Origin of the sequence: Rubripirellula amarantea (assembly GCF_007859865.1) — a bacterium.
GTDB classification, from domain to species: Bacteria; Planctomycetota; Planctomycetia; order Pirellulales; family Pirellulaceae; genus Rubripirellula; species Rubripirellula amarantea.
The window spans coordinates 3,034,573-3,050,046 of the sequence record NZ_SJPI01000001.1 but is presented as its reverse complement, the minus strand read 5'-3'; the positions used below and the strand labels follow the sequence as shown (position 1 = coordinate 3,050,046).

The 15,474-nt window shown below is 52.4% G+C and carries 13 protein-coding genes; all 13 read left to right on the top strand.

The annotated features are described in order from the left end of the window. Positions 1-10 precede the first annotated feature (10 nt). Positions 11-679: an exosortase-associated EpsI family protein gene (locus Pla22_RS11220; protein ID WP_146514692.1), complete on the top strand. Its 669-nt coding sequence runs from the start codon at positions 11-13 to the stop codon at positions 677-679. A 44-nt stretch (positions 680-723) separates the two neighbouring features. Continuing rightward, on the top strand, positions 724-2,490 hold the full coding sequence (locus tag Pla22_RS25660) for an XrtA system polysaccharide deacetylase (RefSeq protein WP_242631939.1): 1,767 nt from the start codon (positions 724-726) through the stop codon (positions 2,488-2,490). Positions 2,491-2,579: 89 nt separating this feature from the next. Next, positions 2,580-3,878 (top strand): TIGR03087 family PEP-CTERM/XrtA system glycosyltransferase, encoded by a 1,299-nt coding sequence (locus Pla22_RS11205; RefSeq protein ID WP_146514691.1) that lies wholly within the window; start codon positions 2,580-2,582, stop codon positions 3,876-3,878. A gap of 3 nt (positions 3,879-3,881) precedes the next feature. Further along, positions 3,882-5,141 (top strand): glycosyltransferase, encoded by a 1,260-nt coding sequence (locus Pla22_RS11200; RefSeq protein ID WP_146514690.1) that lies wholly within the window; start codon positions 3,882-3,884, stop codon positions 5,139-5,141. Beyond that, complete coding sequence (locus Pla22_RS11195) at positions 5,138-5,863, top strand: acyltransferase (protein WP_165440602.1); 726 nt, start codon at positions 5,138-5,140, stop codon at positions 5,861-5,863. The genes Pla22_RS11200 and Pla22_RS11195 overlap by 4 nt, the downstream gene beginning before the upstream one ends. A gap of 391 nt (positions 5,864-6,254) precedes the next feature. Then, positions 6,255-7,037 (top strand): polysaccharide deacetylase family protein, encoded by a 783-nt coding sequence (locus Pla22_RS11190; protein WP_146514688.1) that lies wholly within the window; start codon positions 6,255-6,257, stop codon positions 7,035-7,037. Then, positions 7,018-8,907 carry a carbamoyltransferase family protein gene (locus tag Pla22_RS11185; protein WP_146514687.1) on the top strand — a complete coding sequence of 630 codons (1,890 nt, stop codon included), beginning with the start codon at positions 7,018-7,020 and terminating at the stop codon, positions 8,905-8,907. Before Pla22_RS11190 ends, Pla22_RS11185 begins: the two co-directional genes overlap by 20 nt. A gap of 47 nt (positions 8,908-8,954) precedes the next feature. Next, positions 8,955-9,719: a GDSL-type esterase/lipase family protein gene (locus Pla22_RS11180; RefSeq protein ID WP_146514686.1), complete on the top strand. Its 765-nt coding sequence runs from the start codon at positions 8,955-8,957 to the stop codon at positions 9,717-9,719. A gap of 44 nt (positions 9,720-9,763) precedes the next feature. Beyond that, on the top strand, positions 9,764-10,849 hold the full coding sequence (locus Pla22_RS11175) for an acyltransferase family protein (RefSeq protein ID WP_146514685.1): 1,086 nt from the start codon (positions 9,764-9,766) through the stop codon (positions 10,847-10,849). A gap of 63 nt (positions 10,850-10,912) precedes the next feature. Further along, positions 10,913-12,412 (top strand): lipopolysaccharide biosynthesis protein, encoded by a 1,500-nt coding sequence (locus tag Pla22_RS11170; RefSeq protein ID WP_146514684.1) that lies wholly within the window; start codon positions 10,913-10,915, stop codon positions 12,410-12,412. Continuing rightward, positions 12,409-13,284 carry a glycosyltransferase gene (locus Pla22_RS11165; RefSeq protein WP_146514683.1) on the top strand — a complete coding sequence of 292 codons (876 nt, stop codon included), beginning with the start codon at positions 12,409-12,411 and terminating at the stop codon, positions 13,282-13,284. The genes Pla22_RS11170 and Pla22_RS11165 overlap by 4 nt, the downstream gene beginning before the upstream one ends. Then, positions 13,274-14,047: a class I SAM-dependent methyltransferase gene (locus tag Pla22_RS11160; RefSeq protein ID WP_165440601.1), complete on the top strand. Its 774-nt coding sequence runs from the start codon at positions 13,274-13,276 to the stop codon at positions 14,045-14,047. The genes Pla22_RS11165 and Pla22_RS11160 overlap by 11 nt, the downstream gene beginning before the upstream one ends. A gap of 98 nt (positions 14,048-14,145) precedes the next feature. After that, a complete protein-coding gene (locus Pla22_RS11155) occupies positions 14,146-15,474 on the top strand; it encodes an O-antigen ligase family protein (protein WP_146514681.1) in 1,329 nt (442 codons plus the stop codon).

Below are 15,474 nucleotides of genomic sequence, written 5' to 3'. Positions count from 1 at the left end.
TCGACTTGACATGAATACCGACGAAAACAACTCACCGTCACAACCATCGGCGCACCTGAGTAACCGCAGGATCGCCGGCGCGGTTGTGCTTGGGCTGACGCTCTTCTCCGGCGTCGTTCACGGATTCATGGATGGACGATGGTCCAAAGCCGAAGACCTTAACTTGATCGGTGATCGCTTGGAATTGATCCCGGATCGGTGCGGCGACTGGACTCTTAAAGAGGACCAATCACTAAACACGAAAGCAGCCGAGTTGCTGCGATGCTACGGATCAAGTGTTCGCGTCTACCACAACGAAAAACGAGACACCGATGTGAACGTCGCTGTTTTGTTCGGTCCCCGAGGCCCCATTGCGGTACACACGCCTGAGGTTTGTTACAGCTCCGTGGGCACCAAGCAGGCGAATGAAACGACGAAGAAAAGCATTTCAACGAAGAACGCGAAACACCAACTGTGGTCCGTTCAGTTTTCGTTGGCACCCGATCCCAAACCAGCACTCGACGTGTGGTACGCGTGGAGTGACGGAGGAGATTGGCAAGCAAGAAATCATCCTCGATTTTGGATGACAGACACGCTGTACAAGATCCAAGTCGCTGGGCCAGTTACCAGTGATTCCGAACAACCGTGCGAAGACTTCCTAAAAGCGTTTTTGCCACATCTCGAAGAAATAGTGCAGTAAGCCAAACGTGCCCATTCCGTTTTCCGTAACAACGACATTCAACAATGATTGATACCTCGCAGACGTTTGAATTCGTAGAGTCATCGTACGACATCGAATTTGCGACCGACCTTGACCAGGATCAAGCGGCGTTCTTCCGGCGCAAGTACGTCCTGGATCGACTTAGCGGCACAGTCCTGCTCATTGCGACTTCTCCGTTGGTGCTGCTGCTTATCCTTCTCGTGAAGGTGACCTCACGAGGCCCTGGCCTCTATCGCCAGGAAAGAGTGGGCCTCAATGGCAGCCATTTTCATATCCTTAAGTTGCGATCCATGCGCATCGACGCCGAGAAAGGTGGCAAAGCCGTTTGGTGCGTAAAGAATGATCCGCGAGTGACCCCGCTAGGCCGATTATTGAGAAAGCTACACCTGGACGAACTCCCGCAACTGGTGAACGTTGCACGCGGTGAGATGTCGCTAGTCGGACCACGACCCGAACGCCCTGTCATCTGCAAAGAACTCGCACGTCAAATTCCTAATTACTTCAATCGCAATTGCGTCCGACCGGGAGTGACCGGCCTGGCTCAGATCAACTTGCCGCCCGATGAAACCGTCGATGATGTGCGTCGCAAGCAGATTCTGGATTTGCAGTACATCGAAGAAGTCGACTCTTGGCTCGATCTCCGAATCTTGTTCGCCACAGCGCTAAGAATGTTTGGGGTGCGAGGTGAAACGGTTACCCGGTGGATGAGACTTTGTCGCCTGCATCTGGTTGCCCACATTCCTTCGTCGGATGACAGACAACCAGATACTCCCGAACCTTGTTACCCCAATGTGGCTACTCGCGTTGCGGAAAGCTGGAACAAAATGCCAACTCGTGTCGACCGTTTTGATTCGTCACACGGTACTCCACTGAATTTGAATCCGCTGTCTCAGGTTGTCAGCAACGCATTCACGGTTGATGTTGAAGACTATTTCCAGGTGACGGCGTTTAGCAATCGAGTGTCTCGAAAAAACTGGGACAAAATGGAATGCCGAGTCGAAGACAACACTGACAAACTGCTTTCAATTTGCGATCACTGCGAGGTTCGTGGCACGTTTTATATCCTTGGCTGGGTTGCCGATCGATATCCAGATCTGGTGCGAAGAATAGCTGACGCAGGACACGAAATTGCGTCGCACGGATATTGGCACCAATTAGTCTATGATCTCACCCCCGAAGAGTTTGCAGAGGACATCAGCAACAGCCGCGAAGCGATCGCCAATGCCTGCGATGTGGTTGTCGATTCCTACCGAGCTCCTAGTTTTTCAATTGTCGAAGATTCGCTTTGGGCCCTGGATATCTTGGTGGAGCATGGCTTTACGACCGATTCCAGCATTTTCCCTATCAGGGGCCATCATCGCTATGGAATGAAATCGGCGAGGAAAGACATCCACAAAATACAGACCGAGAACGGTTCTATCAACGAATTCCCTCCTTCGCTGTGGAACCGCTGGCCTCTGCAAGTTCCGGTAGGCGGCGGCTACTTTCGCCTCTTCCCGCTAAGCGTCACTAGCCGCGCAATTGAAGGAGTGCGAAGTCAGGGACGGCCAGCCATGTTCTACATTCACCCTTGGGAACTTGATCCGCAACAGCCTCGCGTCAAGAACGCAGGTCGAGCCAATCAGTTTCGTCACTACGTTGGCCTGCGAAACACCGAAGATCGCCTTCGCCGACTGCTGATGTCGCATCCGTTCGATCAAGTTTCAACCGTCATGGCCGAGTACACAGCGCTGAAAACCGCATCACCCGCGACACCTCGCGAAACTACTTTTGCTGCGGCAACCTCTTAAGTCTGATTCACCCCATGACCCATCGACGATTCAGACCTTCATCGTCCCTTCGTCCATTGCGATAACTTAGAGCTGATTTGCCTAGCCAAATGCCCGAACCTTGCCTTCCACGACTGCTGATGTTGACACATCGGTTCCCCTATCCACCTAATCGTGGAGACCGGATCCGTTCGTACAACCTGCTTAGGCTGCTCTCACAATATCATCGCATCACGCTTTGTTGCCCTACGGACGAACCCGTTTCGCAGTCTCAGCTCGATCATGTGAATGCGTTTTGCGAAAGATCGGTGGTCGCGCCACTCTCGAAGGTAGGCCGCCTCACTCACGCGATTCGGTCCTACGCAAACGGCAAGAGCTTGTCCGAAGGAATGTTCTTTTCGTCTTCGCTTCAACGGCAAGTTAAATCGCTGCACGCTCAAACACCTTTCCAGACGGCACTGGTTTACTGCTCAAGCATGTTTCCCTACGTCGACCAGCCATCATTTCGTGACACTCGAAAGATTGTCGATGTGGTGGATGTCGATAGCCGAAAGTGGAAACAAATGAGCCAACAGTCCACGCGACTCAAACGCTGGATCTATGGATGCGAAGCCGAACGAGTGCAAAGGCTCGAGCAACGAATCGCGGATCGCGCCGACGGGATCGCGCTGGTTAGCGATCTTGAGGCATCGCTGTTTGAACGAACTGTCTGCGTTGCGAAATCGCCATTGGGAATCAGCAACGGCGTCGACAGTGATTTCTTTTATCCTCACGACGCAGTCCATCGTCCCAATGCCAACCGCAAGGTTACCAAGTTGGTGTTCACCGGCGTCCTTGACTATCACCCCAACGTCGAAGGACTCGTTTGGTTCTGCCGCGACCTGCTTCCTCAATTACGTCAATCCAAGCCGATTGAGTTAGAGATCGTGGGGCGAAGAGCCTGCGGCAAAGTGAAGGACTTAGCTTTGTTGCCAGGAGTAAACCTTGTTGGGGAAGTCGAAGATGTACGTCCTTATTTGCACAACGCCGATATCGCGATCTCGCCACTTAAGCTGGCTCGCGGCATTCAAAACAAAGTGCTCGAAGCCATGGCGGCACGTCTGCCAGTCGTGCTGACCACGGAATCTGCCGAAGGTATCGATGCGACCACGGGCGTTGATTTCCAAATCGCCGATTCCGTCGAACAGTGGCGACACGCGATCCTAAAACTTTCCGACGATGCGGAACTACGAACATCGATGGGACGCAGCGCATCGAAACTCGTTTCGCAGCAGTATTCCTGGAACGCCAGACTCAACAAGTTCTTGACATTGACTCAGCCAGCCTCGCTAAACGGCCAGACGGACACTGATCCGAATCCGCGATGCGATGACGAATTGTCTTTGGCTGTCGACGCGGGAGCCTGGTAGGACATGCGCACCTCAAAAGTGGCTACCCCGGTTCGCGTTGGCTTCGTCATGCACAAGATGCAAGTCGCAGGCGCCGAAGTATTGGTCAAACAGATCATCGAGCGACTCAGCGGCAACATCGATGCAACCGTCTATTGCCTCGATGGGCTAGGCGAACTCGGCCAGCAACTTCGCGATGCAGGCACGCCCGTCGTGGTGCTTGACCGCAAACCTGGACTCGATCTAAGCGTTGCCAAGCGACTGGCATCCGATGTCAAATCTCGCCGCATCGAAGTCTTGCACGCTCATCAATACACACCATTCTTTTATTCCGCACTGTCTAAAATCCGCGGCCGCAGTGGCGTGAAAGTGATCTTCACCGAGCATGGACGTCACTACCCTGACGTCGTTTCGAAGAAAAGACGCTTCGCCAATCGTTACCTGCTGCAACACTGCTGCACCGCCGCAACCGCATGCTGCGACTTCAGCACGCGGGCAGTGCAGGACATTGAAGGGTTCCCATCAACGTTCACATTACGCAATGGCGTCGACCTGTGTGGACTACCGCCGCGAGGCACCGACGATGCGCAAATGGACCTGCGACGTCAACTTGGGCTGGACCTGTATCGTCCGTACGCCGCCTGCGTTGCAAGGTTCCATCCCGTCAAAGACCATTCGACGTTGATACGCGCCTGGGCTCGCGTGCATCAGCAAGTTCCCAACGCAAAACTGCTTCTGGTGGGCGACGGGCCGGAACGCCAAAACATCGAATCCGCCATCCAAACGCATGCCGGATCCAGCGACCTTGCCTCGTCGATTGAGTTCTGGGGCATCCGAAGCGATGTCGCTTCGATCCTGCGAGCGGTGGACTGCTTCACTTTGACAAGCGTCAGCGAAGCAGCATCGTTGACCTTGCTGGAAGCGATGGCGAGCCAATGCCCGGCCGTGGTCACCGACGTCGGAGGAAACGGTGAGCACGTGCGTGACGAAGTCGAAGGATTCTTGGTTCCACGAGCCGATGATTCGGCCCTTGCCACACGCCTTACCCAACTGCTTAGCGACAAGTCTCTGTGCATTGAGATGGGCACCGCAGCAAGACAGCGCGTGATTGCTGATTTTGAACTCAGTGACATCATCGCCAAGTACCGCGACTTGTACCTCGACTGCGTCAACCGCTCCTTGCCGGCTTCGGAATCGAACACGACGCGTCCGCTTCAAGTCAGCCACCACGCTGGACACGACAACGCGTCCAGTAGCCCCACATGCATGGTAGGCACCGAATGAATAACCTGCATGCCACGACCACTCGCAATGCAACGCCCGGTTTTTTCGATCGAGACGAAGCAAGCCTTGGTGATTGTCTATCGCGCGAATACCCCCTTGCTTCCCGAGAGCAAGACTTGCCCTCGGCTGCGAGGTCAAAGATCAAGCAAGTAGTTAAATCCTTGTGCCGAGGCATCAGCGTGATCCTTGTGTCGCCGCTGCTTATTTCGTTTGGATTGGGCAGTCGCATCACGTCGCCCGACGCATCCCTTGAGTCTCATTCGCAACTGTTGTCGCTGCTGCCCGGAACCACCGGCAGCTACCTAAGAGTCGCCTTTTATCGGTTCACGTTGAAGCTTTGCGACCCGAGTGCCACGATCAGCTTCGGCACGATGTTCTCGAAAGTCGGCGCACAGATCCACGACAACGTTTACATCGGACCTCGATGCATGATTGGACTTGTCGTGATTGACAAAGACACATTGATTGGGCCCTCGGTCCAGATCCCCAGCGGCCGACACACGCACGGAATCCAGCGACTCGACACGCCGATCCGTCTGCAACCAGGACGGCAAGAACAGATTTATATTGGCCGCGATTGTTGGATCGGCGCCGCCAGCATTGTGCTTGCCAACGTCGCCGATCAAACCGTCGTCGGTGCCGGCAGCATCGTCACCAAACCCCTGCCACCACGAAGAATCGCAGCGGGCAACCCAGCCAAAGTGCTGACCCAACGCAGTTAAAACGCATCAGCGGCCCCGGCCCTGATCAACCATTCAAACCCAACTAAAATCAACCGCTTGAAAGGTGCTCTGTCACCCAAGTGGACGGAGTCCGCGCTGACAAAACGAACATGATCATAATTCTATCTATACGAGCCGAAGTCGCACGCACCGACACGGTGGCGGACTTGCCGAATGTCATTGCCCTATCGTAATGCTGTATACGATCACAGTTGACACAGAAGAGGAGTGGGATTGGGCTTCCGATTTTCGCACTGATAACGAATCGGTTGCTAACATCGATGCACTCACCGAGTTTCAGAAAACTTGTGATCGACTAGGAGTATGCGTCACCTACTTCGTCAATCATGCGGTTTTAAAGGACCCGAAATCCGCCCAAACGATTCGGTCATTGAGCAAGAACCCAAATGTGGAAATAGGACTTCACATCCATCCTTGGAATACGCCGCCTCTTGCTGAAGAGGACGTTGTCGAAGTGCAACATAGCTTCCTGCACAATCTGTCTCGAGAGCTCGCTATTGAGAAACTGAGCACTGTGTTACGCGCCTTTGAGGAAAACGATCTCTCGGCCACTAGCTTTCGAGGCGGTCGGTATTCGACGAGTGATTGGATTCAGGATTTCCTATTTCAACATGGGTGCATTGCAGACGCCTCGGTGTTGCCTTTCACGACTTGGGATGATCACGGAGCACCGGACTTTCGAACGCGCGACTTGACGCCGCGTCGCCGCTCAATGGGCGATCAGTCCATGGGGCTTTGGGAAATACCGCTGACGTTAGCATTCACTCGGAAACCTTGGTGGTTCTGGAGCCGTTTCTATCAAGTCTGTGAACGAACCAGCCTGAAACACTTGCGATTGATTGGCATTGCGGAGCGTACGGCTGTGAAACGCGTTTGGTTGAATCTTGAGCATCCGCTTGGAGATTCTCTTGAGTTGCTGTTGCCCGTCCTTCGCAATTCAGGCTTGCAATGTATCAATTTTACCATGCACTCCTCATCACTCGTTGCTGGACTCAATCCATACGTCCGAACCGCGTCTGACCTGAAGCGTGTTTACGATCGATTGGAAAAGGCAGTCAATCTGTTGAAGCCTTGGGCTGAGTGTTCACCGTCGACCATCACTGATGTCGCACACCATTTGGAATCGGAATATCATGCGCATTCTGGGAATTAGTCCGTTAGACAAAGACTCGACCGTTTCTTTTGTGGAAGACGGACGTGTTTTGTTCGCCTGTGGGGAAGAAAGGCTTTCGCGGAAGAAATTACAGGACGGGTTTCCGGAAAGAGCACTGAAACTTGGGCTGCAGCGAACCGGTTGGCAATTGAGCGACATTGATGTCGTCGCCTATCCATTCTTTGAAGGTAGCGAAGAAGAACGTCTCATCCGTGATGCGGCCGCTCAGGATCGCATAGTGCAATCGGCAAAGCGACTTGGCCAATCTAGCGAACGCTACCAGCAATTGGTTCGAGACAAGACGCCATTTTCTCCGCCAACGAAAATCCCTGGACTCGACGATCTCGCAATGGAGTTCATGCCAGCCAAGACTTGGTCCAAGTCCTTCGTTTACGAGCGGGCTGCCAGAAGCGGACGATGGGATCTTGCGGCTCACCGACACTATTTCAACCAATGGATCGACACTGCAATCCATGACCATCATCAATGGAGTGATTTGTTGACCAGGCGGTTGGGCGAACTGGGAATCGGCGACAAGCTTCAACGGTTTCAACATCACGACACCCACGCAGCAAACTCGTTCTACGCATCTGGCTTCGCTGACTCGCTGGTCGTGGTTCTTGATGGATACGGATCGGGTTGCTGTGGCGCAGTCTACACCGCCGATAAGAATGGGATCCAATGTCTGCACCGATATAAGTTCCCCTACTCGCTCGGCATATTCTACGAACAGGTGACTAGCGCTCTCGGATTCCGGCCTAGTCGCCATGAAGGAAAAATCGTGGGTTTGGCTTCTTACGGCGACCCGCAATTGCTGGGCGACTTACTTTACAGCCGGTTCTTGGTCGAAGACGGCGACATCAAGATTCTGGGCGCACAGAACGTGTTGTTTGGGCGAGCACTAGCAATGCACTTCTCGAAGCGAGACGTCGCAGCGGCGTACCAATACGTCCTTGAGAAAGTGGCCGTAGAGAGCCTTCGCTACTGGCAAGCAAAAACAGGCCTGAAACGCCTTGTCATGTCGGGAGGCGTTCACGCGAACGTAAAGCTCAACCAGCGCCTGTTCGAGATCGATGGAATCGATTCGGCGTTTGTCTATCCCAACATGGGCGATGGAGGATGCGCGACAGGTGCGGCTCTGCTCGCCCTTGGCAACGAGAAAGCAGGTGCTGGTGTCGCAGAAGTATCAAACGTTTATTACGGACCGGACTATTCCGAGAACGAAATCCAAGAAGCCCTCGACGCAGAGAACCTCGAATACGAACAGCACGACGAGATCGAGCAACGAATCGCGGAGGTACTGTCGGAAAACCACATCGTTGCGAGATTCAATGGGCGGATGGAATATGGTCCACGCGCATTGGGCAACCGGTCGATTCTTTATCACGCCCGTGAACCCGAAGTCAATCAATGGTTGAACAATCAACTCGGCCGCACAGAATTCATGCCGTTTGCCCCGGCTTGCCTGGGCGAAAGGGCGAATGACTTGTTTATCGAGATGGATGGATGCGAAAAAACGTCAGAGTATATGACGATCACGTTTGACTGTACCGACGAAATGAAACGCCACAGCCCGGCAGCCGTCCACATTGATGGAACCGCCCGACCGCAGCTCGTCACTCCTGAATCGAATGAGAGTTTTTACAAGATACTCGCGCATTACGAATCACTCACAAGCATTCCGGTCTTGATCAACACCAGTTTCAACATGCACGAAGAGCCGATCGTCTGCTCACCGGCCGACGCGGTGCGAGCTTTCTTGCTCGGAAACATCGACTACCTCGCGATCGGATCGTGCCTAGTGCCCCATCCGAATCTTGCTGAAAACACCAAGCAACGAAAGGGCGAGTATGCATTCAATGCTATCTGAATCTTTCGTTCGACCACTGCTGGCTAACGAGGCTTGTTGATGTTTGCATGGCAATTGTTCAAACGAAACCCGAGTTCAAACTTAGTAAAAATATGTGGCGTGTCGCAGTGATCTCAGCGGCGCTGACGGGTGGCATATTCACCGCATTCCTATGCCGCTTCGACGATGGGGCCTCAGTCGCATCCGAGCATTATCGTCAGATGGTTTCGTTTCACTCACGGATTGATCCGCACTTGCCACCAGGTGCCGTTGTTTTTATCGGCGACTCCATCACCCAGGGGCTTGCTGTGACGGCTATAACGCCGTATGCAGTCAACTACGGTATTGGGCATGATACGACGAGCGGAGTGCTTCAAAGACTGCCGATTTACGAATCACTTGGTCGCTCACGTTGCCTCGTTCTAGCAATTGGTGTCAACGACCTAAAGGTGAGAAACGATCGAGAGATCGTTGACAATTTCCAGGAGATTCTGTCGCGTCTTGAACACGTACCGTGGATTTTAATCAGCGCAATTCTGCCCATCGATGAAAAGACAAGCGATCGGATGGGTGATAATTTAAGAATTCAGTCCATCAACCGCGAACTAAAAAATATGGCCAACATAAATGAAAAGTGTGGATTTGTTGATGTCGGTAAAAAGTTAGTTGATCAAAGCAACGGACTTGCAGACCCATATCACACTGGAGACGGAATTCACCTAAGTCGAAAAGGGTATGCCATATGGATTGACCAGCTTGCACGTTCGCTGCCTGAATCACCAGAAAGAAAAGTGAGTGACCAGGCGAACATAGGATCACAAACAGCACATTGAGTGGATCACGTGCTTTGCCTGCAATTCTGGTTACAAACCCCAGATTGTCCGACGAAGTGGAGAGTGCAACCAACTACATCCCGGCGAAATGCAATCGGGATCGTGTTGTCTTGCTTGATGTATTTCGGGTGGTCGCTGCACTGGCAGTAGTGATGTATCACTATGCGTTTCGCGGGAATGCGGCAGGCAACTTGTGCGACGTTTCGCTCCCCTCTTTGCATGGTGTTGTCAGGTATGGCTATCTGGGCGTTGAATTTTTCTTTGTGATTAGCGGTTTTGTCATCGCATACACAGCGTTTGATCGCAGCATCCGAAAGTTCGCCATTTCAAGGGCGATTCGCCTATATCCGGCATTTTGGATCTGCTGTTCGATCACCTTTGTTGTGACTGAACTATTAGGTGGCGAGCGGTACAATGCCGATATTTTGACCTATCTCGTGAATTTGACTTTGCTTGCGCAATTCGTGGGCTTCAACTCAATCGACGGTGTTTATTGGTCGTTATACGTTGAGATCCAGTTCTATTGTTTTGTTGGCATCTGCATCTGGCTGAGGCAGATCGATCGGCTTGAATACCTAGCCTACCTTTGGCTCGTTCTTTCAGGTCTGTTAATCGTTTTTCCCAGCTTCACCATCAGCCAAATGGTACTAGCCCAATACGCTCCGCTGTTCGTTGGGGGAATCCTATTCTTCCTCTGTTATCGTGACGGTCCAAGCATCACACGGATTAGCGGAATCGTGCTCTCGATGTTGGCGGCAAACTACTACGCCATCCAGAAGGCCGCAGTGTTGAGTGACCGCTATGGTGAGACCCTGAACCCATTGATTGTTGTTGGTTTGGTCACGACAATCTATTGTGCCTTTGTGCCGGTGGTGTTCCGATGGGTCTCAAGGATACCTTTATTCTGGACCACACTTGGAACCGCAACTTATCCGCTGTATCTGCTGCATCAAAATGTTGGGTATATGCTCATGAACTCGATGTTTCCTGAGCTTGGAAACGCATTGAGCCTTGCCATCACTACCGTGTTGGTTCTTCTAGTCTCGCTCGTTTTGGCGGTTTACCTAGAACCGGTCCTCCGACATCGTCTTCGTGACATCGTTGCAACCAAGCCAAGGCCCGCAAAGTGAATATCTTGCGTACCTTGGCTTCGGCTGCTCTTCCGCATCGCAATCGGTGATCCTTCAAACCAGATGTCATCCGCAGTCGCACAACCGAACAGTTTAAAGGACGCTACCGTTGCTGGCGCCGCTTGGCTGGGAATCGCGATGTTCACGGATCGCGTAGCACGCATGGCCAGTTCCGCGGTTTTGGTTGCGCTGTTGACCCCGCAGGACTTCGGAATCGCGAGTGTTCTGTGGGCCATTATCGCGTTTGGCAAAATCTTCGCCAACGGAGGAACCGGCGCGGCAATCATTCAGCGAAAGGAATTGGAAACGGGTATTATCGACTCGGTCTTCGTCTTCAACATGGTGGTGGGAGTCATTTCTTCAGGGCTACTATACCTCGCATCAAAGCCGCTCGCGTTTTGGTTTTCGACCCCTGAACTGGAATACTTTCTTCGAATCGTCAGCGTCGTGCTGGTTTTTTCGGCGTGTGCCGTGGTACCGTCTTCGCTGCTTCAGCGGCAAATGCGTTTTAACGTGCTCGCGGCAATCGACATCGCGCAGACGCTGCTCTCATCGGTTGCGATGGTCGTTCTCGCGCTGCTGGACTTTGGCGTTTGGAGTTTGATTCTCCCCAGGTTAATACTGTCAATGTTGGTGATGATCGCCTACATGCGGATCTCGAATTACATAGGCAGCGTCCGGGCGAAGCTTGGTGACATTCGCAAGATTTTCTCCTACAGTGGCTACCTGACGTTGTATACGTTCGTGAATTACCTCAACAGAAACGCGGATGTCCTGATCATCGGTAAGTTTATTGGGATGTCGGCTGCCGGCATCTATGGGTTGGCCGCCGGATTCATGATGCTACCGGTCCAAAGCTGCGGCGAGGTAATCAAGCGGGTGGCATTTCCTGCGTTCTCGCGGTTGCAGGACGACAAGAAACGCTTCAATGATGCTTACCTCGACACTGTCTCGATGGTCGCGTTCGTGACGATGCCCGTGGTCGCGGGGATTCTCGCAGTGATCGGAGTCGCTATCGACGCCTTTTTTGGCTCCGAATGGGAGGCGACCGCAGATATTTTTTTGCTACTCGCACCAGCCGCAATGATTGAAGCGGTTGGTTCAACATCTGCGATGATCTTTCAAAGTAAGGGAAAAACCGGCGTTATGTTTGCATGGCAAGCTATCGGAACTCTCGTTACGACCATCGCGCTACTTACGGGGACACATTTTGGTCCACGAGGGGTCGCGATTGCATTTTCGATTGCGACGGCCTTGGTCTCGATACCTGGGTTGTTGATCGCGTTTCGAATCGCTTCCATTTCGATTGCATCGTTTCTGACGCGAGTCACTCCCAGCATTCTATGCAGCATGCTGATGGGGCTTGTTGCTCATTACTCATCCTATCTACTTCCATCGATCGACCTCAAGTTGATCTTCGCGATACAAGTGTTAGTAGGAATTGCAAGCTATGTTGCATTGTCGTACACCCTAAATCGTGAGGTGTTGGAAGAGTGTATAAGTCTGACAGAACCGATGCGACGCAAAGCATTTCTGCCACGAACCGAGGCCCCGGTAAGTTGACTAAGACAATATCAATTCATACTGTCGCTAAAGATGCGATCCGACTGGACTATCACTTAGAGTGCATGCTTAAACACCATGTCCAGTTCGCCGACGAGGTCATCGTGATGGAAGGCTATTCGAGCGACGGAACGTTCGAACGAATCAAGGATATCGATCCGAAAATCAAGATCGTGCGAAAGCGTTGGAACGCGACAGATTCCTACCTCGACTTCGTCGAGTTGGGACGGAAGGAGTGCAGCGGCGATTGGTGCCTAAAGTTGGATGCAGATGAATTTCTTCCGGAGTGGGAGTGGGATCGCTTGCGAAAGTACATCGATTCAACTGAAGATGCTGTCGCAGCAATTCATCTCAAGAATTTCTACGGCAGCTACGAGGTGTTTCATAAAGATCCCGGCAAACTGCGATGGCCAGAGTTTAAATGGTGTATCCACCCGAATACTGAAAAGTATGAATTCTGGGGCGACGCATCAAACGTACATGAGATTGGCGAGGATGCAAACGCTTGCCGCACAGGCGACAACTTTGAAGTGCACCATTTCGGAACGGTTCGTCATGCAGCGCGTTTGCGAGAAAAATGGCGAACACAATCGATCCGCAATCAAAAGCATTCGGGGAAATACGACGACATACGCAAGATCCGGATGCTGCCGAAATGGCTTTTTGATCTGCTTCCCCACAACTGGCTCGACGAGGATATCATCGGAGATTTGGGAGTCTACGAAGGGCCTTTCATGGAAGTTGTAGTAGACAACCCCCACGAATTTACGCGTGACAAAAACAAAGTCCGGCGTTACCTGGAAGCCCATCTATCGTACGGGTTGATGGCGTCGCCCGATCAATCCAATTCAAAGGACGATGATGAAAAGTAAGCTAGTAACCAACTACGAAGGCGATTTTTATGAGGGCCGGCGAGAGCGTACACTCCACACGTGCCAGGCTGTTTGGGAAATTTTGTCGAATACAATTCCCATCAAGAGCGCCGTCGATTTCGGCTGCGGAACCGGAACTTGGCTGGCGACAGGGCGCGAGCACGGCGTCGAACGGACAGTAGGTTTCGAAGGACTGTGGGTGTCCGACAATCTCTTAGATTCGCCGGAGATCAAACTGATTCGACAAGATCTCGAAGATCGGATCTCGACGGATGAATCGTTCGACCTAGCAATCTCACTAGAGGTCGCGGAACACCTCTCTCCGGAACGGGCCGATTCGTTTGTCGCCGACATATGTGGCGTTGCACCCTGCGTTCTGTTCGGTGCGGCAATCCCATTGCAGGGAGGCGTCGACCACGTGAACGAGCAATGGCAAAGCAATTGGGCGCGACGTTTCATGAAGCATGGCTATCGGCCGATCGATCTAGTCCGACCTCGTATATGGAATGACAGCAAGATACCTTTCTACTATCGCCAGAACACGCTGTTCTACGCAAACGCGGAAAAGTACGCCGCGATCCTTGGTGATGCCAAGGACGCATCGAACTTAATGTTGGACGTGGTGCACCCGATTCACCTAGAACGATATGCGAGCCAGGAACTTGGGACAAAAGAAAGCCTCAAAGCGATGTTGTGTTTCCCTAGGACAGTTTGGCGATCTATCCGCAGGCGATTTGTCAAGATGCCTTATGGACAATCGTGAGAACATTGCTTGGATGCGGAAACCGTATCTTCGGCTGATCACGTTCGTTGCTCGGTCAGGTCCGAACGAATATCATATGCCCGTCGGGTAAACCAAACATGATCGGCTTACTCGTAGTTTATGGTCTATTCGGTGCCGCAGTCATCGCTGCGCTTTTTCGACCAATATGGGGCCTCGCTGCATTCTATTTCTTTGTTTTTCTTCAGCCAGAATGGAATTGGCACTGGAGCGTCCCCGCCGACTCAGGATTCCAAAAGTACATCTTTGGGTCGCTGATCGTTGGCTGGGCTATCGCGGGTTTCTCCGGCAATCGCTTTCAAGGATGGTTCGCGAGAGCAAACGCGTGCCTTGTCGGCTTCCTACTCCTCTCCTTTGTTTCGGCACAGCAGTCCGTAACGCCCGAGTTGACGTCCGTCTACATGGACAACCTATGGAAAATTGTGGTGTTGTCGGTCCTCACCGCGCGGATAACGGACACACCCGGACGCTGTTTCCTATTATTTTGGGCCATCGCCATCGGGAGTGCGTACAACGCGTTTCGAATAAACGAAGAGTATTTCCAACTCGGGTTTTGCCGATATGTATCCGTTCCGTGGGGTTTCAAGGGAGATAGTAATGTCTACTCGGTGTTCACGATGCCTGCGATCGTCGCCAGTCTCTCCCTTGCGATCTTTTCCGGCAAGATTTGGCAACGCTCCATTGCTGGTGGTATCGTGTTGCTGCAGTTACACCAAATCATGCTAATGGAATCACGCGGTGCAATGCTTGGGATCGTGTTGATCGCGATTGTGGCCATTTTCCTGATGCCCAAAACCACAGAAACGATCTGCATTGCGGTCGTTTCAGGGATACTCGTCGCAGTTCTGGCGGGTGCACCGGTGATAAAAGAGTTCATGTCCACGTTCGAGTCGGAAGAACAACGCGACACCTCTGCAAACAGCCGCTTCCTGCTCTGGAGGGCTGCGTGGAAGATTACTGAGGACAATCTTCTACTTGGCGTTGGACCATATGCCGTCAAGACCGTAATCCCTCAATATGAAACCGAGTATGCAAATGAGACGCACAAGGCACCGCACAACCTCTTTCTGGAGATCAGTGCCGGGTCCGGTGTCCCGTCTTTATTATTGTACCTGTGTTTCTTTCTCATTCCGTGGTGGCGTTGCTTACGAACCTACCGTCACCGATTTAGGGAGCTCGGGCATCCCGAATTGCTCGGACTGTTTGCGATTTCGATAATGGTACCCGGTTATTTTCTTTCAAGTTCGTTTTCGAGCGGTGCCCTCTTGGAAAGCTCATACGCAATCGTGGCGATTGGAGCAGGGATTTGCGCATCGATCGATTTAGAGCGCGCGAGTCCGCAACTGGCGGTAGAGCAAACCATCGAGCTTACGCAAGCAGGTATGGGACACTCAACTGATGGATGTTGA